We start from the raw sequence: 25597 nt of genomic DNA, 5'->3' as shown, positions 1-25597 counted from the left end.
CCTATGATTCCTTTGATTCTTCGCGTCGGGAAATTCAACAATGGACCATCACGACCTCAACCTGCGCCCATTCCGCTTTGAAGAGATCGAAACGTTACGATCGATCGAGAAATCCGCGCGCTTGCGTTATGCGGGATGGGACGGTCTTGAGATGGTGGTGGACGCTCCGTCTATCGCAGCAGAACGTTTTCTGAGTGGTGAAACAGTCGTCGCCGAAATCGATGGAAAATGCGTCGGCTATGTCCTTATGCAGCCGCTCGACGGCTTGATGTACATCGCCAGCATCATGGTCGCTGCCGATTTCTCCGGAAGCGGTGTGGGCGCAGCATTTCTCGATATGGCCAAATCCAGGGCCAGGGAGTCGAAACTATCCGGCGTTATGCTGACGACCTTCCGGGCACCGCGCTGGAACGGCCCGTGGTTTCGTAAATATGGTTTTGAACCCATGCCGGAAGAGCGGATCGGTCCTTGTCTGCGGGCGATACTCGACCGTCACGCAACGGTTCTCGACATGTCGAAACGCGAAACGCTGTGGGTTGAATGGGCATAGAGCAAGTTTTGTTCATTCTATCAACAGCAAGCCACGCTTCTTGTCGCCATCGAACGTATCCATCGCTTTGAACAAACGTTCTCTCTTGACCAGCCAAGGCTTGTAATTTTCGTTCACGTCGAGAACAAAAACTGCGTCCTCCGCCTCCAGATATCCACCGATGGGCGAATGATGACCGCTGCCGCCGCCGAAAATCTCTTCCCGGTTGAAGTTGATAATATAGCGTCGGTCTGGATCGTTGGCGTGTTTCATATGCTCGTGAAATTGCTCGACGGTCAGGTCGCGAATGACCGAGACTTTTCGCTCAGTATGGGCACGCGCGACTTCGGCGATCTCGTCCAGGGTGAGCCCGATGATGCAAAAGCCGGTCCAGCATTTGCCCGTACCTTCGAGGACCTGCGCCTCCGTGGTTTCCTCCTCGCCAATGGAGCGGAAAGCGTTTGCGATGCTTGCCGGGCCACAGCGGGAACCATTGGACTGCCAGGTCACGTCTGAATTGAATGCAGCGGCGACCGGAAGGCGCCATGCCCGCTCTAGAAGTTCCGGTGTACGGATGACCGATGCCTCTATTGCCTTGGGTGAAACACTGGATTGGCCGGCAACAAAAACAGCGCCGCCGCCCAGCAGACCGGCGCACAGGGCTAAACCGAAAATGAGGCCACGTTTCATCACCGGCACTCGCAGATTGAGTAAGGATGAAGGTTACCGCATGGTGCCCGACGCAGCAAATTATGCGTGCAGCACCAGCGTTTCGGCCGTTTGAACAGTAGTAATAGCAAGCAACACGGCCGATCTTGCGCTATTGTCTACCGGAAGACATACTATTGACGCCGGTTGAAGTGCGTTTTTTAATGTCCCGGTCGCTGGGTCTGTCAACGGCACACCAGCGATTGAGAGACATATAAGTGCTCCCGCCAATGATGGTAGGAGGAGCCATCATGTCTCTACATCTCTTTGAAAAACTCACCTATGACGAAGACGATTGGTGCATTTTGGAGGACGCCCACATCAGGGCTTGCGACCTTCTCGGCGAGCCGCCGATGTCCTACAAAAATGCGGATCGCCTGGCACGCCACATCATGAAACTGTTCGATGCGGGCGTCCGCGACTTTGAGATAATCGCTACGATTGCGGCCCATCGTGAAATCACCTTGGATCGCCGAGCCACGTATCATTGATTGCAGCATGAAACTCTCCTTATAGCTCTTGGTCAGCAGGATCGTCATTCCAACTGATTAGCCGCTGGTGAATTGCTCGGGACTATCCTCAGGAGTAGAATCCTTACCCAACAATAAGAAAAAGACTGGGTGGGGCCATGAGAAGAAACCGAGACTATTATGATTTTGAAGAAAGACGCACGCGGTCGTTCCTGGTCAAGGTCTGCGACTATGGCGTAGCTGTCATGTTGCTGGTCGGCGTCGGCTACTCGACTTATCTGGATATTGAAGCCCGCTTCAAGCCGAGCGCTCATGAGCAGTTGGCGGCACAGGGCGTCGAAACCAACACCAAATTGGCGATCAAATAACTTCATCGCCTGATCGATTATCTCTCAGGCTGGTAGCACGGCGGTCTAGCAGGCGTGTTTGAGTTCCCGACCGCCACGTCACTTGGACAGGCTGACGATCGCTCCGCTGCGCCAGCTTGACACGTATTGTCCGCGGGAAGACAATTTGCCGTGGGGTCACAGATCCTGCAGGTGAGGTTCGGGCGTATGTGGCAGACTTCGACGGCCGAGCCTCACTGCCCCAATTTGAGGGCCATCCGCTGCAGTAACAAATCACATCGCTTTTCCTGTAGAACCAATCGCTGAATATCCGTTGTGTAGGCAAGTCGACCGCCAAGTCGACAGAGTGTCCGGCGTCCATCATCCGAGCCCAAGGAAGGCGCCGGACCTCACCTGCTCCCGATCGGCGTCAGACCTAATTTGCAGACCGGACCTTAGTCTGAGCATTCGCAGGCATTTGGTCCATATTGCCACGATCATTTTGAGAGTACTTTTGGGAGCGCCGGCACCTCCCCCGGGCCGGCGAGGCCTGCTAAAGAGGGTACCGCTTCTTTTTCACACAGCAGACCCACTGACGCTCGATCCTCCGGTTATTTGCGTTCCGGAGGGTCGGGCTTTGGCAGTTGCAGACCTGCGGCCTGACGTAATCCAGTCCAGGCGCAATGGCCGAAGGGCGGATATAGTCGAAGGTCTCTTATCCTTCAGGTCTTTGGTCATAATCAAATTTGCCGAGCCCCGGATTAATTGCTATCTTTTGGAAATCATTACATAATTCTCTTGTGCCATCCACCCTAAGTGGCATGAGGCTCGGCGTTGAGGTGTGCGACCAGAATGTACTCCGCCGAGCCTCTTTTTTTAAGCCCTGCAGCTGCGTGAAATGTCGGCCTAGGCATGGCCGTTCTGCATCAGTCTGGACCAGCCAAAGACCTGTCGTTGCGGCATCGCGCCAGCGCCTATGGCGCCGCAGCTTCCACGAGCTGTTTTTCGATGAAGTCGACAAAGGCCCGGGCCTTGGCGCTTGCCTGCCGCCCGGTTGGAAATACTGCCCACAGGTCAAGCAAGGGCAATGACCAATCCTGAAGCACAGGCCTTACCCGTCCGGATTCGAGCTCCGGCGAGAACATCCACTCGGATGCGATGGCGAGCCCAAGTCCGGAAAGCACGGCTTCCCGGATACCTTCTGCGGCGTTGACGCGGACTCGGCCGCCCACTGTGACGGATGCCTGCCTGCCGTTTTGCTGGAACGTCCAGGCCGTTCCGCCGCCGCGCTGGTCGTAAACGATCGTTTGATGCTCGGCGAGGTCTGCCGGCACAAGCGGCTCACCTGCGGTTTCCAAATAAGACGGCGCGCCAAGAACCAATCTTTTGCACTGGGCCAATTTCCTGACGGTCAGGCTCGAATCCGTGAGCTGTCCCATACGCAAGGCTATGTCTATGCCACCCTCGATCAGATCGGTGTTCCGATCGTCGAGGATGATGTCGACGTCGAGGGACGGATACTCGGCCAGGAAAGCGCCAAGGCGCGGCACCACATGCAGCCGCGCAAAGGTCACCGCCGCACAGATGCGGATGCGGCCCGACAAATTGGCGCCTGCACCGCGGGCCGCCATATCGGCTTCGTCCGCCGCCTCGATAGAGCGCCTCGCGTGTTCATAGAAGCTCCGTCCGGCTTCTGTCGGCGTCAGCCCGTGAGTTGAGCGCAGGAGCAGGCGCACACCCAGCCGATCTTCAAGCTGGGCGATGTTTTTGGAAACAGCAGGCTGGCCAACGCGCAACTGTCGGGCGGCGAGCGAAAAAGACCCGGTATCGACGACACGAACGAATGTTTCCATGGACGTCAGTCGGTTCATGTCTATTCCCTTATGAGCGGACGATACCGTTTTGTATGCCGTCCCGCGCAAATCTAGCATTGCTTATTCCTGTTTGGAATAAACCATAGTCGTGCAGCATCGCTACTCTTGATCCCGGCCCCACGGCGTAATCAGCAAATCGGCATAAAATTTCAGGAGATCCACCATGTCCCAATCCGAACATTTCGACACCGTGATCCTAGGCAGCGGCCAGGGCGGAAAACAGCTTGCCTGGCATCTCGCCCGCTCGGGTCAAAAAATTGCCGTCGTGGAACGCCGTTGGGTTGGTGGTTCATGCCCTGCAGTCGCATGTCTGCCCAGCAAGAACGAGATCTGGAGCGCGAGGGTTGCGCACCTCGCCCGCAACGCCGCCAGGTTCGGTACGCAGACGGGGCCCGTCAAGATCGACATGGCCAAGGTGCGAGGCCGCAAGCAGGACATGGTCGACCGGGAGATCGCCTTTCACCTGAAGGCGTACAAGGAAAGCGGTGCGGAGCTGATCATGGGCAGCGGGCGTTTCGTTGAGTCCAAGACGATCGAGGTGACACTGAACGATGGCGGAACGCGGCTGCTGACCGGCAGGGAGGTCGTTATCAATGTCGGATCGCATGCAGCGATCCCGAACATTCCCGGACTTGAGACAGCCCGCGCGCTTACGCATATCGAAGCGCTGGAACTCGACTACGTGCCGGCCCATCTTATCGTGCTGGGCGGCGGTTATATCGGTATCGAAATGGCGCAGGCCTATCGCCGTTTCGGCAGCCGCGTCACCATCATCGAACCGGGCAAACAGCTTATGAGCCGGGAAGACGCAGACGTTGCGACCGAGATGCAGCGCATCCTGACCGGGGAAGAAATTGAAATTCTGCTGGACGCCCGACCCGTCAATGTTCATGGCCTTTCAGGAGATGAAGTCGGCGTTACCATTCGCACGGCTTCCGGAGAGCGGACGATCACAGGCAGCGATCTGCTCGTAGCTACCGGGCGCATACCGAATACCGCCGATATCGGGCTTGAACGGACGGGCGTCGAGCTCGATGCCCGTGGCTTTATCCGCGTCAACGAGCGATTGGAGACCACAGCATCCGGTGTCTGGGCAATCGGCGAATGCGCCGGCAGCCCGCAATTCACGCACGTTTCCGTCGATGATTTCCGGATAGTCAGGGACAATTTGGCTGGCGGCAACCGCAGAACGGATGAACGACTGGTGCCCTACGTCATGTTCACTGACCCTCCCCTCGCCCGCGTGGGTTTAAGCGAAGGCGAAGCGGAGCGGAAAAACATCCCGGTCCGCGTCGCTCAAATGCCGATGGGCAATGTGTTGCGGACGGAAGCGACGGACGAAACCGAGGGCTACATGAAAGTGCTGGTCGGTGCGGCGGACGACCGGATATTGGGCTTCACCATGATCGGCTCCGAGGCGGGCGAGGTAATGGCTGCGGTTCAAATGGCGATGTTGGCGGAACTTCCATATATGCGGATGCGCGATGCGGTCATTACCCATCTGACAATAGCCGAAGGACTGGGACCGCTCCTCGGCGGCATCTCTTCACGCGCTGGGGGATAATAGATCATGAGGCCGAGCGGCCTAGAGACTACTGTTTGACAATCTCAGCAGCTGGTACGACAGGCTTTGGAGTGTCCAACTCGGCGGCTTCTCTTAACAAGGTTACAGTCCTGTCAATTATTTCGATTTCGCGTGGCATGTACCAAGGAGCCATAAATGAAACGATAGGGCGGGGATACCCGTCTCTATATCGGTCGAAATCGCCTCGATCCTTCCGCTTCTTTCTAGAGAATAGTTCCCTGTAACGTCGCGGTGTTATGCCGAAAAACGGAGCAAAGTTAACAGAGGGAAAAGATTCATATATTCCTCGCGTAGTTCCTTCGATTTTGACGGAATCTGAATGCATATCTGCAGTAAGACTTTTGGGATACGGCTCGAGAAATACGACGTGGGCCAAGCCGCTCGCGACGATATGCTTGGAACACATATGGCAGGGAAATGTCGTGCAATATATTGTTCCGCCAGCTATTCCTATGCCGAGGCGAGCAGCGTCAGTAACAGCGCACATTTCAGCATGAACTATTCGCCCATACTCAAGAGCGTCCATAAATTGGGAGTTATCGAGTGACTTTTGCATCTCAGGTATAAGTTTAAAATTCTTTCCTAAGGCAATTTCGAGAACTTCGTGGAGAAGCTCGTCTTTACGTTTATCGTTGCTGTCGCTTCCGCGCACGTATTCTCTGTCGTCATAGACCTCATTACACCAATATGTTCCGCCCAGGGCCTTTGGTACCTCATTGGCCCCGAGAGTCGCGATCTCTCCACTCTCACGAAAAATTGCTGCTCCCACTTGCCGAGACAAATCAAGACTTCGAAGCGCTGCGGAATAGGCTACAAACATTCCATATTCCATACGCGTGGGTGAATATCCATTGTATCCGAATAGAAGCTGCACGAACCGATCTATCTGCCTGTCGATGTTTGCCGTTGCGTCATTCTTACCCGCATTCAACACAACATCCGCGGATTGGAAGATTTTGCCGACTTTTTGACCAAATGGTTTGTCCTGCTCATCCTCATCCCTCATAACCAATTGCTCAGCTTTTTCACGATAAGCGTTTCGATCGGCCTTCTTATCGTCATGAGCCATAATTTTGGAGAGGTTGTCGACACGTATGTCGCGCGCGGAATAAACAGAAATCTGGAAGAATAGGGGACCGTACACTTCGCGTAATAGATCGAGTTCCGCCTCCGTCTTCAGCTGATCAATGATGTAAAGTGTGCCTCGGATGTCTGTCTTGCGTCGCTGAGGTGTTTGCTCGCTCTTTTCGATTCTCTTTTCCGCAATTTTCATCACTGAAAAGGAACCAAGGATCCCTTTTCCGTAGGTCTCTCTCAAAAAGTTACCGAAGTCGATATAGGTGTTCACCTTCTCGTATCTGGAGGTAGATAGGAGTTTCTTGTATCCTATGAGATCGGCGATAACATTAAAAAGTGCTGACAGTTTAATATGGTAGACGTCATATCCTAAAGCTTCGAATTGAGATGTGATGGAACTCACGGCAGGCAAGAGATCAGTGCCAATGGGAGATACAATTCCTAAGACAATTTCAGGATAATTTAACTCTGGACGTGTAGTGCTTTTAATGGCCTTATCATGCTGCATTTGTTAATGACATCCAACTCACTGAGTCTCTCGGAGAGAGCTACAAAGGGAAAATGATGAACCAGACTCATGCGAAAAAAGCACCCCAGTCCGATCAAGATCGGAATATGACTCTAGAACAACTTAGTTCATTATCCGTAAAAACTAAGTCCGTGTATGAAGAGGCGTTGCAGGATTTTCGCGATTCGCAGAACATGAACTCGAGTATGTATTTTATGGGTAAAGAATAATATTCTACCTTCGAAAGTGTACAGCCCCGCTCCGGCGGGGTTTTTATTGTCCTGAAGAATCATTCGGTGAACAATAAAAGAGCCCTGGACTCGAGCACTCCGGTGGCGCTATCAGCTAACTTATTGAAAAGATGGCGATCCCGACTGGATTCGAACCAGTGACCGTCGGCTTAGAAGGCCGGTGCTCTATCCAGCTGAGCTACGGGACCAATATGAGTTCCCGCGGAAAGCGATCTTCCCGGGAAAAATCGAAAACGCTATTTTAGTGCGTCCAAGGCTGCTTGCGGTCGAAGCGGAAGTTTTCCGAATAAGACACGATACGCCGGCGTGTTTCCTTGGGCTCCAGCACGACATAGTCAATGGCATTTTTCTGCGCATAGGCGATCGCCTCTTCTTTCGTCTCGAAAGTCAGGCGGATCTGGCTCTTCATGTCGCGCGATGAGGTATACCCCATCAGCGGTTCAATCTTGCGCGGCTGCTCCGGCTCGAACTCAAGCGTCCAGGTATCGGTCTTGGCCTTGCCGGATTGCATTGCGGTTTTTGCCGGGCGGAAGATACGTGCTGCCATTGAAGAGATTCCCTTGTCTGCAATCCCGATATATTACAGGCTTCAATTCAGTTCCAGCGGCATTTGCTTGGGAAAGTGGTCGGAGCGGCAGGATTCGAACCTGCGACCCTCTGGTCCCAAACCAGATGCGCTACCAGGCTGCGCTACGCTCCGTCCTTTGTTGACGCTGCTGTCCCTAGAGATATTGGCCTGAGAACGCAATAGCTCAAAACACGAAAAAAGCAGAAAACCGAACGAATGGTTTGCAAAGGCAACATGTGACACCAAAAGTCCCACATAAATTGCAAACCTCACTTGTTTGGCCGATAGTCAACGATCGGCTTCTCGGCCCATCAGCTGGCAACTTGACAGAAAAGTGAAGTCAGGAACCATAAAAGTTGACCTTTTCGTCTAGTCATCACGAGCAATAAGGCTAGATCGATGGTCAACGCAATTCACCATCGAATCCCCGGAGTTTGCAAATGAGTGCTTCCAACGATTATACGCCGCCGAAGGTTTGGACCTGGACTAAAGAGAGTGGCGGTCGCTTCGCAAATATCAACCGGCCGATAGCAGGGCCGACACATGAGAAAGACCTGCCGATCGGTCGCCATCCACTCCAGCTCTATTCTCAGGGTACGCCGAATGGTGTGAAGGTTACGATCATGCTCGAGGAACTTCTGGCGCTCGGCCACCAGGGCGCGGAGTATGACGCCTGGTTGATCAATATCAATGACGGTGACCAGTTCGGTAGCGGTTTTGTCGCGATCAACCCAAACTCCAAAATACCCGCTCTGGTGGATCGCAGTGGTCCGAAACCTATCCGGGTCTTCGAGTCCGGTTCCATCCTCGTTTATCTCGCCGAGAAATTCGGTGCGTTCCTCCCAACGGAAGCGGCCGCGCGGGCCGAATGCCTGTCATGGCTGTTCTGGCAGATGGGTAGCGCACCTTATCTCGGAGGCGGGTTCGGCCATTTCTACGCCTACGCGCCGACCAAGATCGAATATGCAATCGACCGATTTGCCATGGAAACCAAACGCCAGCTCGATGTGCTCGACCGCCGCCTCGCGGAAAGCGAATATTTGGGGGGCAGCGAATACACCATTGCCGATATTGCAATCTGGCCGTGGTACGGCGGACTGGTCAAAGGCCGGCTCTATGACGGCGCGGAGTTCCTTCAGGTGCAGGAATACAAGAACGTGGTGCGTTGGGCGAACCAGATCGACGAACGCCCGGCGGTCAAGCGTGGCCGGATGGTCAATCGCACATCTGGTGAACCTTCGACCCAGTTGCGTGAGCGTCACGATGCGAGCGACTTCGAGACGAAGACGCAGGACAAATTGGCCGCCGAAGACTGATTTGCCTGCTAGAGAAGCGTTCTGCTGGCAGTAATGGCTTGCTGCCAGCTAATTTATGCAGCTTTTTCGTTGGGGGTTCGTGCCGGATCGAAAACCTGAAAAGTGTTCCGTCCTGCAGCTTTTGCAGCATAGAGGGCGGTATCGGCATTCTTTACGACGTCGGACGGGACACAGTCATCGATGAGCGCGATACCCACCGATGCTCCAAGCTTTGGTGACTGACCGAAAAACTCCAAAGGTTTGCTCACAGAACCGACAATCTGCCGAGCAAGGTCTGTAATCGCATCCTGACCAAATTGGGATCCAAGCAAAATGGCGAACTCATCGCCGCCAATTCGGGCCACAACCTCGGTCTCGTGACATAAGGCAAGGAGGCGATTGGCGACCTCTTTCAGGCACTCATCGCCGACGGGGTGCCCCAGGCTATCGTTGATAATCTTGAAACCGTCGAGATCGATGAGGAGCAATGCGCCGCGCGGACTTTGACCGGCATCAATTTTACACAAATCTGCAAGTCTCATCTGGAACTGGCTGCGATTGGCCAGTCCAGTCAAAAGGTCGAAGTCGGCCAGATATCGTGTGCGGTCCAACAAAATCTTTTGCTCGGTGATGTCCTGTTTCATGCCAAAAATGCGGACGGGTAGGTCATTTTCGGATTCAACCGTTGCAGTAATTCGTATCCAGCGGCGATTGCCCTGCACCGTTATGATTTCGGCATCCATCTCGAAGCCGCTGCGATCTTCAATTGCTCTTTTGCGGCGCCGCTGGAGTTCTTTCGCAGTGTTCTCCGCATAGCATTCCACGATCTGGTTTCGATTGAGATTCGACCCGCGCGGCAGGTCAAAGATGTCATAGACCACGTCGGTCCAATGCAATGTCTCGTCGGGAAGGCTGCACTCCCAAACACCAATCCGGGCAGCGACCGACGCTCGTGCGAAGATTTTGCGACTGTGTTCCAGTGCAGTGGCCTGATCGCGGATTTTGGATTCTTTAGCCTGTAACTCCGCTTTCAAGCGGGCAATGACGGCGGACTCGAGCAGCGGGACATCGGACATATAAAACTCTGTTGCTTAGAGCGAGAGCGGGCATAGTGGCGCGAAAGTTGTTAATACACTTTATCAAGTGGCTTCGTCTCGCAGAAAATCGACGAGAGAATGCTGAACCTTCGTCCGCCAGCCCGCCAAAGAGTGGCGGGAACTTGAGTCGTCTCAAGTCGTCGGGCTTCGCCGCACGTGCCAGGCAAGTCGTGCAAGCGCACCGCCAACGCTGATCAGTTCAATTCCGAGCAGCAATCCGACGAGCCATAGCGCCGTGACCGGCAGGCTTGCCCAAAGCACCAGAGAGAGCAGGACACCGATCAGTCCGCTGGCCAGCACCCAGCCCCAATAGGGAAATGGACGGATCGTTAGCGCAAAGACGATCTTTGAGATGCCTTCGATCATGAAGAACACGATCAGGAGAAGCGTGACCGTCAGCAGGCCCTGCGCTGGATCACGCAGGAAGAGAAAGCCGATAAGCAAGGCAAGGATAACGGAGATGAGTTGCAGCCAAAAGTGCGGCACATGCCGCGCTCCCACAAGGCTGATGCCCTGCGCAACGCCACTGATGATCAATAGCCAGCCCAACATGATGATGACCGCCACCGACGACATAATGGGATAGATGATCGCCAGGACGCCTGCTACGACGAGAAGCGCACCTTGAATGAGGTACCACAACGAATACCGCTTGACCGTTTCCCGCATGGCCGCACGGAAAACCTCCGCGGCCGAATCCAATGACATCGACATGATCTGCTCCACTTCCCCAGTGCCCCACCTACTGCCGAAACAGCTGTATCCAGCGATCCTGAATTCTGCGTTCACTATGAACAAGTACGTAACGGTAACACCCCTGACGGCTGATGGGCCCTCGAACCAATGTCCATCTCTTCTGTTCGCAAAATTTTCGTTTGATGGTATTTGCAAACGAATTCTGCCTTATGGTTTTACCAGGTTGAACGCGATGACAGGATTGCCGTGAGCAGGTTGATATCGGAGCTGTATGAGGGAAACACCAACAGGGCGCACCGGTTCCGGTATGCGTTGTTGGCTTTCGATATTGCCACCGTCCTGTTCGTCATCGGCACATCCTTTCTTCCGCGGACCCAAGTCGTCGAATGGGCGGATACGGGTATTGGTCTGATTATTCTGCTTGACCTGATGGCCCGCTTTTCGATTGGCGAGATGACGATGCGGTCTATCTTCCGGCCCTCCACGCTTGCGGATTTTGCCGCCGTTTTCTCCTTTCTTGCCCCGCTTTCCGGTGAAGGTTTCGGATTTCTAAGAATTCTTCGGACCCTCCGATTACTTCACACCTATCAGGTTCTCGCCCGATTGCGCGTCGACTTCCCATTTATTCGCGAATACGAGGATGCGCTGATCGCCGTTCTCAATCTTTTGGTGTTCCTCTTCATCATGACGGGTGTTGTCTACGAGACGCAGCACCGGACCAATGCGGAGATCGCCAACTATGCCGACGCGTTGTATTTTACTGTCACTGCCCTTACGACAACGGGTTTTGGAGACATCACGCTCGAGGGTACGAGCGGCCGATTGATATCAGTGTCGATCATGATTTTTGGTGTGACGCTTTTCTTGCGGCTTGCCCAAGTGCTCTTCCGGCCAAACAAAGTTCGCTACCTATGTCCGACTTGCGGCCTTAGCCGGCACGATCCCGATGCAGTGCATTGCAAAGCGTGCGGGGCCATACTGAATATCGAAAACGAGGGCGAAGGCTGAGCCCGTTTTGAAACTCTACTGCAGCGGCCATCTGACTCGTTTTTCTGTGCTTCCGGTGCTCACGTACTTTAAGTACCCTGCGCTCCGGTTCTCGAAAATCGCGCCATATGTCTCGCCGCAGCGACTTTCCAAAAGGACTCTGAGGCCCGATTAGTGAAGTTTTACCGATACAAAGGGAGGGATAAAACGTGTTCTATGCCATCTTGGCCTATCACGAGGAGGAAGTGGTCGAATCATGGACCAAAGAGGAGGACGCGGCGCTGATGGCCGAACTGCTCGAGGTCAATCAGCGCCTCGTCCGCGAAAAGCTTTTGGGCCCGGCGGCACGGCTTGGTCCAACGCAGCGCGCCGTGACCCTACGTGGCAAGGACGCCGGCGTGATCACCGACGGCCCCTTTGCCGAGACCAAAGAGCAGTTGCTCGGCTTCTACATTGTGGATTGCCCGACGCTTGAGGACGCCGTCGCAGCCGCTCGCGACCTGCGCCGTGCCAATCCGACTGCCGTTTATGAAATCCGGCCGATACTGCTCTATCGCCCGGGTGCGCCGCTGCTGCCTGAACAGGAGAGTTGATAAAGCGCTCTGGAGAAATTCCGTTTTTCTCGAATCACGGAATTGCTCCAACTCTTTGTTTTTACGCAATTCCGGACGCAAAACCGGTTCCCACTTTTGCTGGACTTGCTCTAGAGCTCAAACGCCGCCTGCCCCTCATCGCTCGCGGTGACGACGCTGGCCGCAAGAGCACGGGTGATCCTCGATTTCTTTTCGAGCGCAGCGCGGTCCAGCCGTTCGACAATGCGATTGGCGGTAGAGAGCGAACGCTCGATATGGCTGACGAGGAAGTTGATGACATTGGGATCAACAGCAACCTGCCGATCCGCGAAGAGCTTGTAGAGAACGCCCGACAGCAGCATGTCGTCCGGCTCGTCGATTTCTACGGTCGTTGCCGCTTTCAGGCGCGAGGCGAGATCCGGCAAGGTCACAGGCCAGTTGGCAGGCCATTTGCGCGAGGTCATCAGCAGACTGGAGCCGCTCTGGCGCACAGTGTTGATCAGGTGGAAAAGGCCGGATTCGTCGATGGGGCCTGCGCCGATGTCGTCGATCAGGAATGGGCCCTTCTCACCCGATGCGGTACCGATGCTCTGCGCATCGAGAATGATGGCATCGGATTCCGCTTTCCAAACGGCGGCAAGATGGGTTTTGCCCGAGCCTGTCGGACCGGCCAACACGACGATGGGCGATATCCAGCCCGGCCAGCGATCGACGATATCCACAGCAGCCATGTTGGATGCGGACACGATCAGATCGTCACGGGAATAGCCGGGTTCGTGGCCAAGATCGAGCGGCAGCTGGCGCGGTGTACTTACATCGGTCATGGAGCGATGAAATACAGCCAGCAACGCTGCACTGTCATCTGATTTCTTTGGTCTTATCGTTTTTGCGATAGTCGCCTGTGTAGAGCGGGGATTGCTGATAGCGATGGATGACGAAGCGCACGAGAACGCCGACGGCGGCGGCGGTCGGCACGGCGATGAGCATGCCGGTGAAACCAAGCAACGAACCGAAGGCAAACAGCGCAAACATCAGCCAGACAGGATGGAGGCCCACGGACGAGCCGACGAGCTTCGGCTGAAGAATATTGCCCTCGATGAACTGTCCTATGCCAAACGCAATGGCGACATAGAGGACATTGATGTAATCGGGCCAGAACTGCACCAGCGCTACGCCAAGTGCGAGAAGCAGACCGACCAGCGAGCCGACATAGGGAATGAAGCTGATCAGACCGGCAAAGAGACCGATCAGCAGACCGAAATTCAGCCCGGTTACCGTGAGGCCGACCGCATATATGATACCGAGAAGGAGACACACCGTGCCCTGCCCGCGAACGAAACCGGCGATGGCTTTGTTCATATCGCGCGCTATGACGCGAACAGTATGGACGTGTTCACGAGGAACGAGCTTGTCGATCTCGGTAACCATGCGGTCCCAGTCGAGGAGCATGTAAAATGCCACGACAGGCGTGACGACGAATAGTGCCACGACATCGATCAAGGTTTTGCCGGAACTCCAGATCGACTGCAGCAAGGTGGTGAGGAAGCCAGCGCCCTGCTGGAGAAGCGAATCCAGGCTGCTGCGAATGACCGACGCATCGACACCTATGAAATCCTTCAACCATTGCGAGTCGCGATTGGCGATCAGTTCCTGCAGGCGCGATACATAACTCGGCAAACGCACGATAAAATCACTCATCTGCGAGGCGAGAACAGGCACCAGGATGATGAGCAGCAGCGCAAAGGTGACTACAAACAGGACAAGGATGACAATCGTCGCCAGCAGACGCGACAAGCCGAGGCGTTGCAGATGGTCGGCGACTGGATCAAGAAAATACGCGAGTACTAGTCCCGCGACAAAAGGCAGGAGGATCGATGAGAACAGGTAAAGGAAAAACGCCAGGAAAAGCATCGCGCCCGTCCAGAATACGGCTTGGCGACGCACGCTTGCGCCAAGCGTGGTGACCTGGACATCGACATGAATGTCCTTGTCCGGTATTTCGACCGGAACAGGATCCGTTTTAGTCTTGCTTATGCTCTTGCTCATATCCCGCCATGTGTTTCGTCCACGTCATGAGATAGGCAGTCGCGGAAGCTGCGGTCAAGAGGGCAACTATCCATACTAATACCATGCGACTGCCGGTGAGTGAAAAATCAAATGCAATATCCGCCAGTGTGACCGCGACAAGGACAATCTGAAACGCCGTATTCGCCTTGGACACCAGCAGCGGATGCATTTCCAACGGTTTGCCGATGACCGCACCGAGGAGCACTGCGCCAATTATGAAGATATCGCGTGAAACGACGATGACGACCAGCCAGACTGGCAACTCCTTCACAAAACCGAGCACCACGAACAACGAAACGAGGAGGAGTTTGTCGGCGATGGGATCGAGATAGGCGCCGAGCTCTGACCCTTGATTGTAGCGCCGCGCAATGAAACCATCGATGCCGTCGGAGACGCCGGCGATAACGAAGCCTATCAGCGCGGCTCCGACATATCCCGACAGCAAGGCCATCACGATGAACGGAACGAGAATGAAGCGGAAAATCGTGATGTAGTTGGGAATTGTCACTTGGTCCGGATTCCTCAGGCATGCATCTTAATGGTAAATGGCGAGAGTAAATGCGTTCCTCAACCCCAAACGGCGACCAAACCGTCCATAAACGGCCTTTTCTTGACGCGAGGGTTACTCAGACCTTGCAGCAGCGCCAGAGTCGTGCCATTTCGCGGGCAACAATCCGGAGCAGATCATGAATACCAAGAACGAGCCCGCCAAAGGTGGCAAAAATGGCCTTACCTACGCGCAGGCGGGCGTTGATATCGATGCCGGCAATCTGCTTGTTGAAAAGATAAAGCCGATCGTGCGTTCGACGCGCCGGCCGGGTGCCGATGGCGAAATCGGTGGTTTTGGCGGACTTTTCGACCTGAAGGCCGCAGGTTTCACCGATCCCGTGCTGGTCGCAGCCAATGATGGTGTCGGCACCAAACTGAAGATCGCCATCGATGCGGGCGTACATGACACCGTCGGCATCGATCTCGTCGCCATGTGCGTCAATGATCTCGTCGTGCAGGGCGCCGAGCCGCTGTTCTTCCTCGACTATTTCGCCACCGGCAAGCTCGACCCCGATCAGGGCGCGGCGATCGTGAGCGGGATTGCCGAAGGCTGCCTGCAGGCTGGTTGTGCGCTGATCGGTGGTGAAACAGCGGAAATGCCCGGCATGTACCGCGACGGCGATTATGACCTTGCCGGCTTTGCCGTGGGCGCAGCCGAGCGCAATCAGTTGCTGCCGTCCGGTGACATTGCCGAGGGCGATGTCATTCTTGGCCTCGCCTCTTCCGGTGTTCACTCCAACGGATTTTCGCTGGTACGGCGCATCGTCGAGCTTTCGGGCCTTGGCTGGGATGCCGACGCGCCTTTCAAGGCCGGTTCGACGCTGGGACAGGCGATGCTGACGCCGACGCGGATCTATGTGAAGCCGCTGCTTGCCGCCATTCGCGAAACCAATGCGATCAAGGCGCTGGCACATATTACCGGTGGCGGGTTCCCGGACAATATTCCTCGCGTGTTGCCGAAGAGCCTGACTGCGAGCATCGACCTGTCGGCCATCAAGGTTCCGCCCGTGTTTTCGTGGCTGGCAAAGACCGGCGGCGTCGAGCGCGATGAAATGCTGCGGACGTTCAATTGCGGTATCGGCATGATTGCCGTGGTCGCGCCCGACAATGTCGATGCGGTCCGCGAAGCACTGAAAACGCAAGGCGAAGACGCTGTGCGTCTCGGCACGATGGTTGCACGCACCGATGCCGGGGTCGTCTATCAAGGCACGCTGGCGCTGTGAGCACACCGAGGAAACGCGTCGCCATCCTGATATCCGGGCGCGGCTCCAATATGAGTGCGCTCATCGAAGCTGCAAAGAACGCAGACTATCCGGCGGAAATCGTTGCAGTTATCGCCAACAAGACAGATGCCGGCGGGCTGGAAACAGCACGGGCGCAAGGCATTCCGGCTTTTGCCGTTCCCCATCGCGATTTTCCCTCGAAGCGCGAGCATGAAAAGGCTATTTCCGAAGCCCTGCAGACAGCAAAGGCCGATATCGTCTGCCTCGCGGGTTACATGAGAATTATCTCGCCGGAGTTTGTAAGTGAGTGGGAAGGAAAGATGCTCAATATCCACCCTTCCCTGCTGCCGCTGTTCAAAGGCCTACATACGCATGAGCAGGTGCTCGAAGCCGGGATGCGCGTGCATGGCTGCACTGTGCATTTCGTGACGGCTGGCATGGACGACGGACCGATCATCGCCCAGACCGTCGTGCCGGTGGAAAGCGGCGATACGACCGACACGCTCGCTGAACGTGTGCTTTCGGTCGAGCATGCGACCTATGTGCGCGCGCTCGCGCTGGTTGCAAGCGGCAAAGCCGTGATGAAGGACGGGCGGACGGTTTTTACCGACTAGTTCACTGCCAACCGCACCCAGACCTTGTTATCATGGAAGGCAGCGCCACCATTGGGTGCTGGAGCATCGGCGCCGGTCAGGACATTGATGCCCTCGCCTCGCTCGAAAGCCGAATTGGCAAAGATGCCTTCAGAGATTACCACGCCGCGCTTGGTTACGGCCTGAATGCGCGCATGCACAACGACTTCGCCGCGATCATTACCTATCTCCACACGCGCGCCGTCTTCGATACCGAGTTCGGCCGCATCTTCCGGATGGATAAGCAGCTCCGGCCGCCTTTCCTTGACCACCGACGTCGGTGTTTCCGAGAAAGTCGAGTTCAGGAAATTATGCGCCGGAGACGTCGCCAAGCGGAAGGGGTGCTTCTCATCGGCGATTTCGATTGCCTGCCAGTAGTCCGGCCATTGCGGCAACGTTTCGAACGGGCCTTGCAGGCCCATCGATTGCGGCGGCCGGTTGGGCGACGGGCCGTTGGTCCAGTCCGGCTTGAAACGGAACTTGCCGTCCGGCCAGCTGAACCCTTTTTCATAGTGCGCCGTTTCGAAATCCGGCTGGATGTCGAGCCAGCGGGTTTCCTTGAGGACGTCGAAGCCGGGCAGATTGCTTGCTGCCATCATGTTGTCGATGAGTGTTTTTGCGTCGAGATCGAAGCCGGGGAAATCACCAACACCGAGGCGTTTCGCCAGTTCATTGATGACAAAGAGGTTCGGGCGTGTTTCACCTGGACCATCGATCAGCTTCGGACCGAGCACGATGTGCTGCTGGCCGCCGCCGCGATAGATGTCGTCATGCTCCATGAACATGGTGGCCGGGAGAACGACGTCGGCGAGTTTGGCCGTGTCGGTCATGAACTGCTCGTGCACGGCCATGAACAGATCCTCCCGCAACATACCCTGCCTCACCAGACGCTGTTCGGGCGCGACATTGGCAGGATTTGTGTTCTGCACCAGCATCGCCATGACTGGCGGGCCGCCATAGAGCGCGGCCGAATCGCCGGTGAGCGCCGGACCGATTTTGCACTGGTCTATATGCCGGACAGACGGGTCGGCAAACGCACGGCCTTCGATCTCCCGCTTGTCCATGCGGAAAATACCTGAATTCGAATGGAAGCCGCCGCCGCCCTCATATTTCCAGGCTCCGGTTACGGCCGGAATTGACAGCGCCGCGTGCATGTTGACCGCACCGTTGCGCTGGCGGGCAAAGCCATAGCCGAGACGGAAAAATGTCTTCTTGGTGGTGCCGACGAGCCGGGCGAACTCTTCGATCTCGGCGATGGTGAGACCGGTGATCGCGGCGGCCCATTCCGGCGTGCGGTCCTTCAAGTGTTGTTCGAGGCCCTTCGGATCGTCGGTATAGGCGTTGAGATAGTCCCAATCGGCAAGCCCATCGCGAAACAGCACATGCATGACGGCGCAAGCGAAAGCCCCATCGGTGCCGGGTTTGAGGACAAGCCCCAAATCCGCCTGCCGGACGGTGGCGGTCTCATAGATGTCGATGGCGACGATCTTTGCGCCGCGATCCTTGCGAGCACGGACGGCATGGGTCATGACATTGACCTGCGTCGCCGCAGCATTGGTGCCCCAGATCACGACACAATCTGACTTTGCCATTTCGCGCGGATCGACACCGCCGAGCTTGCCGGTGCCGGCGAAAAAGCCGGTCCAGGCCAGGTTGGTGCAGATACTATCGAACTGGTTGGAATATTTCTTGGCGTGGCGCAGCCGATGAATGGAATCGCGCTGCACAAGACCCATCGTGCCGGCATAGTAATAGGGCCAGACGCTCTCGGAGCCATACTCGGCTTCGGCTTTCAGAAATCGTTCAGCGATCAGGTCGAGCGCCGCGTCCCAGCTCGCTTCCTTCCAGACGCCCTCGCCCTTGGCACCGGCACGGATGACGGGCTTCAGCAGCCTTTCAGGATGATGAATACGCTCGGCATAGCGGGCAACCTTGGCGCAGATGACGCCAGCCGTGTAGCTGTTCTCTTTGGCACCGCGCACACGGCCGATATGGCCCGTATCGAGCACCTCGATGTCAAGGGCGCAGGTCGAAGGGCAATCATGGGGACAGGCGGAATGGCCCGTGCGAAGCAGGACAGGTTTGTTCATGCGATATCCTTAGCGCAAATTCCGGCAGTCACAATGCTGCTTTTTGTCTTGGTGACAAGCTTGACGCGCGCGCCGCTGCCTGATAGTTAAGCGGTCACTTTAGTATTGTAATCGGAGGAAAGAAATGTCGCTGAGGCTGTATTATCACCCGCTATCGTCTTTCTGCATGAAGGTGCTGACCGCGCTTTATGAGAAAGACCTGCCCTTCAAGAAGGAAGTTGTCGATTTCATGGACCCGGTGGCAAGCGCGAGCTTTACCGAGATCTGGCCGATCCGGCAATTTCCAGTGCTCCGGGACGAAGCGCGCGGCAAGACGATCCCTGAATCCAGCCTGATCATCGAATATCTTGACCAGCATTATCCGGGCAAGACGCAGATGCTGCCAGCCGATATCGAGTTGGCATTCAGGGCACGGCAGCTCGACAGGTTTTTCGACCTGCATGTCCAGGTGCCGATGCAGAAGATCGTGACTGATAATTTCCGGCCGGAGGGCCAGAACGACGCGTTCGGAGTCAACGAGTGCAAAAAGAAACTCGCGGTTGCCTATGGCATCCTGGAAAAGGAACTTGCGAACACCGTTTGGGCGACAGGCGATCACTATACAATGGCGGACTGCGCGGCTTCACCGGCACTTTTCTATGCCAACCTGACTGTCCCGCTCGGTGCCGAACATCCGAACGTATCGCGTTATCTGGACAAACTGACGAACCGGCCATCCTTTGCGAGAGCAGTGGAGGAAGCACAGCCTTATTTCCACATGCGGCCGGAGTAGCGCTCTTTGTTCAAACCAGCAGGTGCTGCACCCTTCCAATCGCCCAATGATAGAAACTTCCGGGCTCGGCCGGCAGATCTGTCGGCTTTTTCTTGTGGATATGGAACCCGATGAAGTCTTTGTGACGTGTCGGTTCCAGGCCGTATTTCGGGTCGAATATGCGAAGTGCATCTCGGCCGGTCCAATAGTAGAAACTTTGTTTCGGTGCAGCATCTGTGAAAAAACCGTGCCGGCGCGCCAGACGCGAGATGCCGTCATTGCCAAAGACAGTATGGCCGATCATCGCCGTCGTAACTTGTTTGCCATTCCATCGAGCCAGGGCTGGCTTGATTACACGCCGGTGAAAGCCGAGCCAATCGGGGAGAACTTCGGTTCCCTGGATATAGGCGACAAAATCGCCGATGATAGGATTACCTGTTGGCAGATATAGCGCGGAAACACCAAGCCTCGTCAGGGTATCATGCGCGAGATATGGCTTGTCCGGCGATGGAAGAAACGGCTTCAGCAGGTAAACATCCGTATCAAGCCAGGCTCCCTGGTCATACTTCATCAACATAACCCGGAACAGATCGCTGAACTGGAGAATCGAAACACCGGGTGTGATAGCTGGAAAATTACGGTTGATTCGTGCGAAGGTGTGATGGGGAAGGATTTGCTCGGCATCGTGAATTTCGACGCCAGCCGGTACATTATCAATCTCGCCATATGAAAAAAGTTTTACGCGATGCCCTGCCAGGAGCATTGATGCCAGACATATTCGGTCAACAAAACGAAGCGAGGGACCGAACCAGAAGGTGCAAATATCCAAGATTTATCCAAGTCTGAATAGGCCCGAGCAAAATGCGTAACCGCAGATAGGGCGCACATCCAATGTTTGCCAGTAGATTACAAAAATTTAAGCCAGACGCATGACGGCGGCACCCATTGCGATCAAAGCTACGGCCGCAAGGCGCTTCGGCCCGACGCTTTCCTTGAGAATGAACGCCGAAATAGCCACCGCAAACAGGATCGCTGTTTCCCTCAAAGCAGCGACCGCGGCAACTGGCGCCATGGTCATGGCCCATAGCGCAAGGCCGTAGGAGCCAAGCGTGCCTACCCCGCCAATGGTTGCGAGCCGCGTTCGCTTGAGGAAATGCGGCCATAATTCACCCGGGCGCATGATCATCGTCCAGATGAACAACGGCACTGCATTCAGCACAAAAACCCACATCGTATAGGAAGCCGGCGCGCCTGAATGGCGAACGCCGATGCCGTCGATCAGGGTGTAAGAAGCAATCACCACCGCGTTGGTAAGTGCAAAGATCGTGGTGGCGCGGTTTGACCCGGCGCGTCGTCGCGACTCCAGCGCCAGCGCAAGGACGCCGCTGCAGATCAACGCGATTCCCGCCCACTTTTGCAGGGAAAGCACTTCGCCGATCAGCGGGCCGCTGGCAATTGCAACGATCAAGGGCGCCGTGCCACGCATGATCGGATAAGCCTGGCTCATATCACCGCTGCGATACGCCGCCGCGACCAGCGCAAGATAGATAACCTGCGCGACACCGGAAGCAGCGAGGAAAGGCCAGCTTTCGCGTGCTGGTGGCGTCAAAAATGGCAGGCAGACTGCCGCTATGATGCCGGCAGATGTGACGACAACAACTGTGTTGAGGAACTTGTTTCCCTCAGATTTGACAACGGCATTCCAGCTTGCATGCATGAGTGCTGCAAACAGCACGATGAGGACGACAGTTCCGGACATTGTTGCTCACCCGCAGCACGCCAGCGATACGAGTGTGCCTGGTGCGCTGTATGACAGATTTGCGACGGATGGCAAATTCGATAAGCTGGAGTTCAACATCAAAGAAAATGATGAACTACCAGGCCCGCTTGCGACCAGGCTCGCATCATGAGAGAAGCCCAGCATGAACTACCGACACGCCTATCATGCCGGCAATTTCGCCGATGTGGTCAAACACATCATCCTGACGCGAATTGTGCTCTATCTCCAACGCAAGGAGCAAGCCTTTCGCGTTATCGATACCCATGCGGGCATAGGCCGGTACGATCTTAGCGGTGTCGAAGCTAGCAAGACCGGCGAGTGGCAGAACGGCGTCGGACGGCTGCTCGACGCCAAGATCGATGCCAAGGTTGCGGGACTCATCCAGCCCTATCTCGATATCGTACGCGCCGAAAATGCGGATGGAGAGATGCGGCACTATCCGGGATCGCCGCTGATCGTGCGGCATCTCTTGCGCCGGCAGGACCGGCTTTCCGCGCTGGAATTGCATCCGGAAGATGCCGCGTTGCTGACGGAGACATTCGAGGGCGATATTCAGGTCCGTGTGACCAAGCTGGACGGCTGGCTGGCGCTCGGCGCGCACGTGCCCCCGAAGGAAAAACGCGGGCTTGTCCTGGTCGATCCGCCGTTCGAGGTGGCAGGTGAATTCGACCGTCTCGTCGATGGGCTGGTACGGGCACACAAGCGCTTTTCCGGTGGAACCTTCGCTTTGTGGTATCCCGTCAAGGACCGGCAGGAAGTCTGGCGGTTTGTAGCCGCGCTGCACGATACCGGCATCCCCAAGATATTGCGGACCGAACTCATGATTCGCGCAACCTCGCCGGAACCTCGGCTGGATGGTACCGGCATGATCATCGTCAACCCGCCCTTTACGCTCGATGACGAACTGCGCACCATGCTCCCAGCGTTGTCGAAAATCCTCAGTGAAGAACAGAATGCAGGTTTCACGCTCGAATGGATACGCGGCGAGTAACTTGTCGCTTGACCGAAGGCAACGGCTGGTTGAGATTGCGACCAACGAGATTTCACGGAGAGTGATCCTATGACACGCGTATCATCGTTTCTTGCTGCAACCTTCGCCGTTGGCGTGGCGCTGGCTTCGGCTGCCGCTCCGGCGCGGGCCGCAGACTATGTGGAAAGCGGACCCGGTTACGACGATACGTGCGGGCAGGCACGCGTCCTCAATCGCATCATCAACAGGTTTTCCTATCAGGTACGGCATGTACCAAATCTGCCTCAAGTTGGGATCCAGGATTTCACCGACGTACGCCTGACTCACTTTGAGCCTAGCCGCGATCCGGACATGGATGCCGTGGCGCGCCACTACTGCCGCGCGACAGCACATCTCTCGGACGGTGGTCAACGTCCGGTTTGGTATCTGGTCGAAGAAGGGCAAGGTTTCGTCGGTATCGGCAATAATGTCGAATTCTGCGTATCCGGATTTGATCGCTGGCACGTTTACAACGGCAATTGCCGCACCCTTTACTAATCAAGCCAAAGCATGCCGATCGGTAAGCTGGCTCGCTATGCGCTGTTTGCGGCTCTGATCGGCATTTCGATACTTTCCTATCTGCGCGAAGAGAATGCGCCGGTAACGAACGTTCCTATTGCACCTTCTTCAGATACGCCGATAGAACGGCAGGCCGGGCAGCCCTCGCCACTGCCGTCCGGAACAGGCTTCGACTACTATGTGCTCGCGCTTTCCTGGTCACCCAGCTATTGTGCGGCGGAAGGGCCGAATGCCAATCAGCAACAATGTTCGTCAGGGCGGCCTTACGGATTTGTCGTGCATGGGCTCTGGCCGCAATATGAACGGGGCTATCCGCAGGATTGCGATACATCGCAGCCGCGCAACGTTCCCTTTGCCCAAGCCAAACAATTGTCCGATATCATGCCATCGCCGGGTCTCGTTACCTATGAGTGGCGTAAGCATGGCTCCTGCACCGGCCTGACCCAGCAGGACTATTTCTCCGTTATGCGCCAGGCAGTTAAGCGGGTTGCGATTCCAGCCGCTTACCGCCAGCCTACATCGCGTGCGCCGGTCAATCCGCAAGTACTGGAACAGGCCTTTGTTTCAGCCAATCCGGGACTTGCGAAAGACGGCATCGCCGTTACCTGCGACAGCGACTATCTGCGGGAAGTGCGCGTTTGCCTGACAAAGGAGCTCAACTTCCGCCCCTGCCCTGAAGTCGAACGTTCTTCTTGCAGGCGACGCTCGGTGGATATGCCTGCAGCGCAGTAGGTCGTGAGGCGAAAATGCCGCTCTTTGCGAAAACCAATGGCAGGTTTACGGTTCCGGCAACGAATCGCGATCAATGGGAGTCCACAGTGCCGAAAATTCTATATTCCCCCGCCTCACCCTACAGTACCAAGGTCCGTATGGCCGCGCTTTACGCGGGGGTTCCTGTCGAGAATGTGCTGGTGGACAGCAACGCCGAACCGGTGGAACTGGTCAACGCCAATCCGCTCGGCAAGATTCCAACGCTCATTCTGGATGACGGCAAGGCAATCTTCGACAGCCGCGTCATCACGCAATATCTGAACCGCATGTCGGGCAACAAGATTTTCCCGCGCAATGCCGAAAAAAGGCTTGAGGCCGAACAACTGGAATCGGTTGCCGACGGGCTTTGCGACGTGCTGCTCGCTCACGTCTATGAGCGCCGCTTCCATCCGGAGGAAAAGATCCATCAGCCGTGGCTCGACCGCCAATGGGGCAAGGCTATTCGCGTGCTTGATCACCTCAACGCCGCACCGCCGCGCCTTGGCAAGAAAATACACGGTGGGCACATCGCTCTTGCGGCTGCCCTCGCCTATGCGAGCCTGCGTTTTGAAGGCAAATGGGAAAAAGGCCGCTCAAAGCTCAAGCGCTGGCAGAAGCGCTTTGAGGAATTGCATCCGGACTTGGCGGCCCTTCTGCCGAAATAAGCGAAAAAAAGAGCCGGGCAGTTTCCTGCCCGGCTCTTTTCAAATCAGTCGTGGCTTAGAACTTGTAACCAACACCGACACGAATCTCGTTCGTTGTCAGCTTGCTGGAAACGTCGTCAAGACCGCCGAGGTCGAAGTCTTTCTTGCCGTAATCGCTGTAGCGATATTCGACGCGGCCTACGATGTTCTGCGTGAACTTGGCTTCGGCACCGGCACCAACTGTCCAGCCGACGCGCGTGTTTGAGTCACTACCCGTATCGGAAGACAGTTTGCTGTTCGTCACGGCGAGACCGCCTGTGCCGTACAACAGAACCGGATCAAGTGCGATACCGGCGCGAGCACGAACCGAGCCTTCTACGCCCTGCTTCGCCTTGATGCCGCCACGGGTCTCATCACCACCGGAGTAGCCGAGGTCGGCTTCACCACCATAGACGAACTGGCCGTTCTGGAAGTTGTAACCACCGTAAGCGCCGCCCTGGAAGCCATCGGCGTTGATGTTGCCAGAATCGTCGGTCTTGTGCTTGTTCCAGCCGTAACCGCCATAAGCGCCGAGGTAAGCGCCGGACCAATCAGCAGCAGCTGGTGCTTCGATAGGAGCCGGTGCAGGTGGCTGTTCCTGGATGGCGTCGGCGGCGAATACTGGAGCGGAGAGCGTGAACACTGCCGCCGTAGCGAGGATCGTTGTTTTAAGAGTGCGCATGGCAATCTCCTTTTTTAAACTCTTTTACACGGAGCGGGCACTGGTTGGGGGGAAGAACCAAGAATTGCATCCGCTTGACAGGGCAGACATTCGCTTTGCATTGTGGCGGCACTTGCGCCGCACTGTGAAAAGAAACTGTCGAGAAAATGGCGGAAATGCGATGTGTTTTTTATGCAACATCGCGAATTCTTCAATGATTTCAACGCTAATATAGTAAGCCAGTAACATAGATGCCAAACGATATTTGAGAGAAATTTGGTCGAAAGTTTCTCGATATTGCAGTGCAATATATTACACTTAATGGATGCTTAAGTTTTGT

The 25597-nt window shown here is 55.8% G+C and carries 27 protein-coding genes and 2 tRNA genes; 14 read left to right on the top strand and 15 right to left on the bottom strand.

Going from position 1 to position 25597, the window contains the following annotated elements; genetic code table 11:
• The first annotated feature begins 40 nt into the window (after window positions 1-40).
• Window positions 41-550 carry a GNAT family N-acetyltransferase gene (locus PHA01_RS04345; RefSeq protein ID WP_271893582.1) on the top strand — a complete coding sequence of 170 codons (510 nt, stop codon included), beginning with the start codon at window positions 41-43 and terminating at the stop codon, window positions 548-550.
• 12 nt (window positions 551-562) lie between these two features.
• Here PHA01_RS04345 and PHA01_RS04340 read toward each other — a convergent pair whose 3' ends face one another.
• Window positions 563-1219, bottom strand: a complete 657-nt coding sequence (locus PHA01_RS04340) for a phytochelatin synthase family protein (protein ID WP_271893581.1) — start codon at window positions 1217-1219, stop codon at window positions 563-565.
• 269 nt (window positions 1220-1488) lie between these two features.
• Here PHA01_RS04340 and PHA01_RS04335 point away from each other — a divergent pair, with 269 nt between their 5' ends.
• Together PHA01_RS04335 and PHA01_RS04330 are read left to right on the top strand one after the other, a co-directional pair.
• Complete coding sequence (locus PHA01_RS04335; RefSeq protein ID WP_271893580.1) at window positions 1489-1728, top strand: hypothetical protein; 240 nt, start codon at window positions 1489-1491, stop codon at window positions 1726-1728.
• Window positions 1729-1865: 137 nt separating this feature from the next.
• The gene (locus tag PHA01_RS04330; RefSeq protein ID WP_271893579.1) at window positions 1866-2075 is read left to right on the top strand and encodes a hypothetical protein; all 210 of its coding nucleotides are present in this window, start codon (window positions 1866-1868) and stop codon (window positions 2073-2075) included.
• Between the two features lie 932 nt (window positions 2076-3007).
• Here the strand turns inward: PHA01_RS04330 and PHA01_RS04325 are convergent.
• Window positions 3008-3904, bottom strand: coding sequence for a LysR family transcriptional regulator (locus PHA01_RS04325; protein WP_271893577.1), 897 nt, complete (start codon window positions 3902-3904; stop codon window positions 3008-3010).
• 166 nt (window positions 3905-4070) lie between these two features.
• Here PHA01_RS04325 and PHA01_RS04320 point away from each other — a divergent pair, with 166 nt between their 5' ends.
• On the top strand, window positions 4071-5471 hold the full coding sequence (locus tag PHA01_RS04320) for an FAD-dependent oxidoreductase (protein WP_271893576.1): 1401 nt from the start codon (window positions 4071-4073) through the stop codon (window positions 5469-5471).
• 28 nt (window positions 5472-5499) lie between these two features.
• Here PHA01_RS04320 and PHA01_RS04315 read toward each other — a convergent pair whose 3' ends face one another.
• From PHA01_RS04315 to PHA01_RS04300, 4 genes are all read right to left on the bottom strand, one after another.
• Window positions 5500-7077: an anti-phage dCTP deaminase gene (locus PHA01_RS04315; RefSeq protein WP_271893574.1), complete on the bottom strand. Its 1578-nt coding sequence runs from the start codon at window positions 7075-7077 to the stop codon at window positions 5500-5502.
• Window positions 7078-7439: 362 nt separating this feature from the next.
• Window positions 7440-7516 (bottom strand) — tRNA-Arg (locus PHA01_RS04310).
• Window positions 7517-7569: 53 nt separating this feature from the next.
• Window positions 7570-7875 carry an ETC complex I subunit gene (locus PHA01_RS04305; protein ID WP_112527958.1) on the bottom strand — a complete coding sequence of 102 codons (306 nt, stop codon included), beginning with the start codon at window positions 7873-7875 and terminating at the stop codon, window positions 7570-7572.
• A gap of 76 nt (window positions 7876-7951) precedes the next feature.
• Window positions 7952-8028: transfer RNA gene (locus PHA01_RS04300), tRNA-Pro, on the bottom strand.
• A gap of 308 nt (window positions 8029-8336) precedes the next feature.
• On the opposite strand from PHA01_RS04300, the gene yghU reads away from it, so the two are divergent.
• Window positions 8337-9212: a glutathione-dependent disulfide-bond oxidoreductase gene (gene yghU, locus PHA01_RS04295; RefSeq protein WP_271893573.1), complete on the top strand. Its 876-nt coding sequence runs from the start codon at window positions 8337-8339 to the stop codon at window positions 9210-9212.
• A 53-nt stretch (window positions 9213-9265) separates the two neighbouring features.
• Here the strand turns inward: yghU and PHA01_RS04290 are convergent, their stop codons facing one another.
• Window positions 9266-10267, bottom strand: coding sequence for a diguanylate cyclase domain-containing protein (locus tag PHA01_RS04290; protein WP_271893572.1), 1002 nt, complete (start codon window positions 10265-10267; stop codon window positions 9266-9268).
• A gap of 153 nt (window positions 10268-10420) precedes the next feature.
• Window positions 10421-11002 carry an HdeD family acid-resistance protein gene (locus PHA01_RS04285; protein WP_271893571.1) on the bottom strand — a complete coding sequence of 194 codons (582 nt, stop codon included), beginning with the start codon at window positions 11000-11002 and terminating at the stop codon, window positions 10421-10423.
• 228 nt (window positions 11003-11230) lie between these two features.
• On the opposite strand from PHA01_RS04285, the gene PHA01_RS04280 reads away from it, so the two are divergent.
• Together PHA01_RS04280 and PHA01_RS04275 are read left to right on the top strand one after the other, a co-directional pair.
• On the top strand, window positions 11231-11992 hold the full coding sequence (locus PHA01_RS04280; protein WP_271893569.1) for a potassium channel family protein: 762 nt from the start codon (window positions 11231-11233) through the stop codon (window positions 11990-11992).
• Window positions 11993-12180: 188 nt separating this feature from the next.
• Window positions 12181-12564, top strand: coding sequence for a YciI family protein (locus tag PHA01_RS04275; RefSeq protein WP_271893568.1), 384 nt, complete (start codon window positions 12181-12183; stop codon window positions 12562-12564).
• 110 nt (window positions 12565-12674) lie between these two features.
• Here the strand turns inward: PHA01_RS04275 and hdaA are convergent, their stop codons facing one another.
• From hdaA to PHA01_RS04260, 3 genes are read right to left on the bottom strand one after another with little or no spacing between them, the layout of a single operon-like run.
• Window positions 12675-13367, bottom strand: a complete 693-nt coding sequence (hdaA, locus tag PHA01_RS04270) for a DnaA regulatory inactivator HdaA (RefSeq protein WP_271893567.1) — start codon at window positions 13365-13367, stop codon at window positions 12675-12677.
• A 34-nt stretch (window positions 13368-13401) separates the two neighbouring features.
• Window positions 13402-14589, bottom strand: a complete 1188-nt coding sequence (locus tag PHA01_RS04265) for an AI-2E family transporter (protein ID WP_334311994.1) — start codon at window positions 14587-14589, stop codon at window positions 13402-13404.
• A complete protein-coding gene (locus PHA01_RS04260) occupies window positions 14564-15118 on the bottom strand; it encodes a CDP-alcohol phosphatidyltransferase family protein (protein ID WP_271893565.1) in 555 nt (184 codons plus the stop codon). Before PHA01_RS04260 ends, PHA01_RS04265 begins: the two co-directional genes overlap by 26 nt.
• Before the next feature lie 178 nt (window positions 15119-15296).
• Between PHA01_RS04260 and purM the strand changes: the two genes are divergently transcribed.
• Window positions 15297-16382 carry a phosphoribosylformylglycinamidine cyclo-ligase gene (gene purM, locus PHA01_RS04255; RefSeq protein WP_271893562.1) on the top strand — a complete coding sequence of 362 codons (1086 nt, stop codon included), beginning with the start codon at window positions 15297-15299 and terminating at the stop codon, window positions 16380-16382.
• Window positions 16379-16996, top strand: coding sequence for a phosphoribosylglycinamide formyltransferase (gene purN, locus PHA01_RS04250; RefSeq protein WP_271893561.1), 618 nt, complete (start codon window positions 16379-16381; stop codon window positions 16994-16996). The genes purM and purN overlap by 4 nt, the downstream gene beginning before the upstream one ends.
• Here the strand turns inward: purN and PHA01_RS04245 are convergent.
• Entirely contained in the window at window positions 16993-19104 is a 2112-nt protein-coding gene (locus PHA01_RS04245) for a molybdopterin oxidoreductase family protein (RefSeq protein ID WP_271893559.1), read from the bottom strand. The genes purN and PHA01_RS04245 overlap by 4 nt on opposite strands.
• A gap of 124 nt (window positions 19105-19228) precedes the next feature.
• Here PHA01_RS04245 and PHA01_RS04240 point away from each other — a divergent pair, with 124 nt between their 5' ends.
• Complete coding sequence (locus PHA01_RS04240) at window positions 19229-19876, top strand: glutathione S-transferase family protein (protein ID WP_271893558.1); 648 nt, start codon at window positions 19229-19231, stop codon at window positions 19874-19876.
• Window positions 19877-19886: 10 nt separating this feature from the next.
• Here PHA01_RS04240 and PHA01_RS04235 read toward each other — a convergent pair whose 3' ends face one another.
• Window positions 19887-20684 carry a hypothetical protein gene (locus PHA01_RS04235; RefSeq protein WP_271893557.1) on the bottom strand — a complete coding sequence of 266 codons (798 nt, stop codon included), beginning with the start codon at window positions 20682-20684 and terminating at the stop codon, window positions 19887-19889.
• 87 nt (window positions 20685-20771) lie between these two features.
• Window positions 20772-21614 carry an EamA family transporter gene (locus tag PHA01_RS04230; protein WP_271893555.1) on the bottom strand — a complete coding sequence of 281 codons (843 nt, stop codon included), beginning with the start codon at window positions 21612-21614 and terminating at the stop codon, window positions 20772-20774.
• Window positions 21615-21777: 163 nt separating this feature from the next.
• Between PHA01_RS04230 and PHA01_RS04225 the strand changes: the two genes are divergently transcribed.
• The 4 genes from PHA01_RS04225 (at window position 21778) to PHA01_RS04210 (ending at window position 24578) form a co-directional block, all read left to right on the top strand.
• Window positions 21778-22626 (top strand): 23S rRNA (adenine(2030)-N(6))-methyltransferase RlmJ, encoded by an 849-nt coding sequence (locus PHA01_RS04225; RefSeq protein ID WP_271893553.1) that lies wholly within the window; start codon window positions 21778-21780, stop codon window positions 22624-22626.
• A 69-nt stretch (window positions 22627-22695) separates the two neighbouring features.
• Window positions 22696-23142: a hypothetical protein gene (locus tag PHA01_RS04220; protein ID WP_271893551.1), complete on the top strand. Its 447-nt coding sequence runs from the start codon at window positions 22696-22698 to the stop codon at window positions 23140-23142.
• 12 nt (window positions 23143-23154) lie between these two features.
• A complete protein-coding gene (locus tag PHA01_RS04215) occupies window positions 23155-23895 on the top strand; it encodes a ribonuclease T2 family protein (RefSeq protein ID WP_271893550.1) in 741 nt (246 codons plus the stop codon).
• An 86-nt stretch (window positions 23896-23981) separates the two neighbouring features.
• A complete protein-coding gene (locus PHA01_RS04210) occupies window positions 23982-24578 on the top strand; it encodes a glutathione S-transferase (protein WP_271893549.1) in 597 nt (198 codons plus the stop codon).
• A 55-nt stretch (window positions 24579-24633) separates the two neighbouring features.
• Here the strand turns inward: PHA01_RS04210 and PHA01_RS04205 are convergent, their stop codons facing one another.
• Entirely contained in the window at window positions 24634-25278 is a 645-nt protein-coding gene (locus PHA01_RS04205; RefSeq protein WP_112527919.1) for an outer membrane protein, read from the bottom strand.
• Between the last annotated feature and the right edge of the window lie 319 nt (window positions 25279-25597).

Source organism: Candidatus Phyllobacterium onerii, assembly GCF_028331445.1.
Taxonomy (GTDB): Bacteria; Pseudomonadota; Alphaproteobacteria; order Rhizobiales; family Rhizobiaceae; genus Phyllobacterium; species Phyllobacterium onerii.
This window is presented reverse-complemented; position numbering and strand designations above follow the sequence as displayed.

What these genes read in the sequence shown, in the direction of transcription:
- PHA01_RS04345 (WP_271893582.1), top strand. Translation starts at nt 41, where the DNA reads ATGGACCATCACGACCTCAACCTGCGCCCATTCCGCTTTGAAGAGATC.
- PHA01_RS04340 (WP_271893581.1), bottom strand. Translation starts at nt 1,219, where the DNA reads ATGAAACGTGGCCTCATTTTCGGTTTAGCCCTGTGCGCCGGTCTGCTG.
- PHA01_RS04335 (WP_271893580.1), top strand. Translation starts at nt 1,489, where the DNA reads ATGTCTCTACATCTCTTTGAAAAACTCACCTATGACGAAGACGATTGG.
- PHA01_RS04330 (WP_271893579.1), top strand. Translation starts at nt 1,866, where the DNA reads ATGAGAAGAAACCGAGACTATTATGATTTTGAAGAAAGACGCACGCGG.
- PHA01_RS04325 (WP_271893577.1), bottom strand. Translation starts at nt 3,904, where the DNA reads ATGAACCGACTGACGTCCATGGAAACATTCGTTCGTGTCGTCGATACC.
- PHA01_RS04320 (WP_271893576.1), top strand. Translation starts at nt 4,071, where the DNA reads ATGTCCCAATCCGAACATTTCGACACCGTGATCCTAGGCAGCGGCCAG.
- PHA01_RS04315 (WP_271893574.1), bottom strand. Translation starts at nt 7,077, where the DNA reads ATGCAGCATGATAAGGCCATTAAAAGCACTACACGTCCAGAGTTAAAT.
- PHA01_RS04305 (WP_112527958.1), bottom strand. Translation starts at nt 7,875, where the DNA reads ATGGCAGCACGTATCTTCCGCCCGGCAAAAACCGCAATGCAATCCGGC.
- yghU (WP_271893573.1), top strand. Translation starts at nt 8,337, where the DNA reads ATGAGTGCTTCCAACGATTATACGCCGCCGAAGGTTTGGACCTGGACT.
- PHA01_RS04290 (WP_271893572.1), bottom strand. Translation starts at nt 10,267, where the DNA reads ATGTCCGATGTCCCGCTGCTCGAGTCCGCCGTCATTGCCCGCTTGAAA.
- PHA01_RS04285 (WP_271893571.1), bottom strand. Translation starts at nt 11,002, where the DNA reads ATGTCGATGTCATTGGATTCGGCCGCGGAGGTTTTCCGTGCGGCCATG.
- hdaA (WP_271893567.1), bottom strand. Translation starts at nt 13,367, where the DNA reads ATGACCGATGTAAGTACACCGCGCCAGCTGCCGCTCGATCTTGGCCAC.
- PHA01_RS04265 (WP_334311994.1), bottom strand. Translation starts at nt 14,589, where the DNA reads ATGAGCAAGAGCATAAGCAAGACTAAAACGGATCCTGTTCCGGTCGAA.
- purM (WP_271893562.1), top strand. Translation starts at nt 15,297, where the DNA reads ATGAATACCAAGAACGAGCCCGCCAAAGGTGGCAAAAATGGCCTTACC.
- PHA01_RS04245 (WP_271893559.1), bottom strand. Translation starts at nt 19,104, where the DNA reads ATGAACAAACCTGTCCTGCTTCGCACGGGCCATTCCGCCTGTCCCCAT.
- PHA01_RS04240 (WP_271893558.1), top strand. Translation starts at nt 19,229, where the DNA reads ATGTCGCTGAGGCTGTATTATCACCCGCTATCGTCTTTCTGCATGAAG.
- PHA01_RS04230 (WP_271893555.1), bottom strand. Translation starts at nt 21,614, where the DNA reads ATGTCCGGAACTGTCGTCCTCATCGTGCTGTTTGCAGCACTCATGCAT.
- PHA01_RS04225 (WP_271893553.1), top strand. Translation starts at nt 21,778, where the DNA reads ATGAACTACCGACACGCCTATCATGCCGGCAATTTCGCCGATGTGGTC.
- PHA01_RS04220 (WP_271893551.1), top strand. Translation starts at nt 22,696, where the DNA reads ATGACACGCGTATCATCGTTTCTTGCTGCAACCTTCGCCGTTGGCGTG.
- PHA01_RS04215 (WP_271893550.1), top strand. Translation starts at nt 23,155, where the DNA reads ATGCCGATCGGTAAGCTGGCTCGCTATGCGCTGTTTGCGGCTCTGATC.
- PHA01_RS04205 (WP_112527919.1), bottom strand. Translation starts at nt 25,278, where the DNA reads ATGCGCACTCTTAAAACAACGATCCTCGCTACGGCGGCAGTGTTCACG.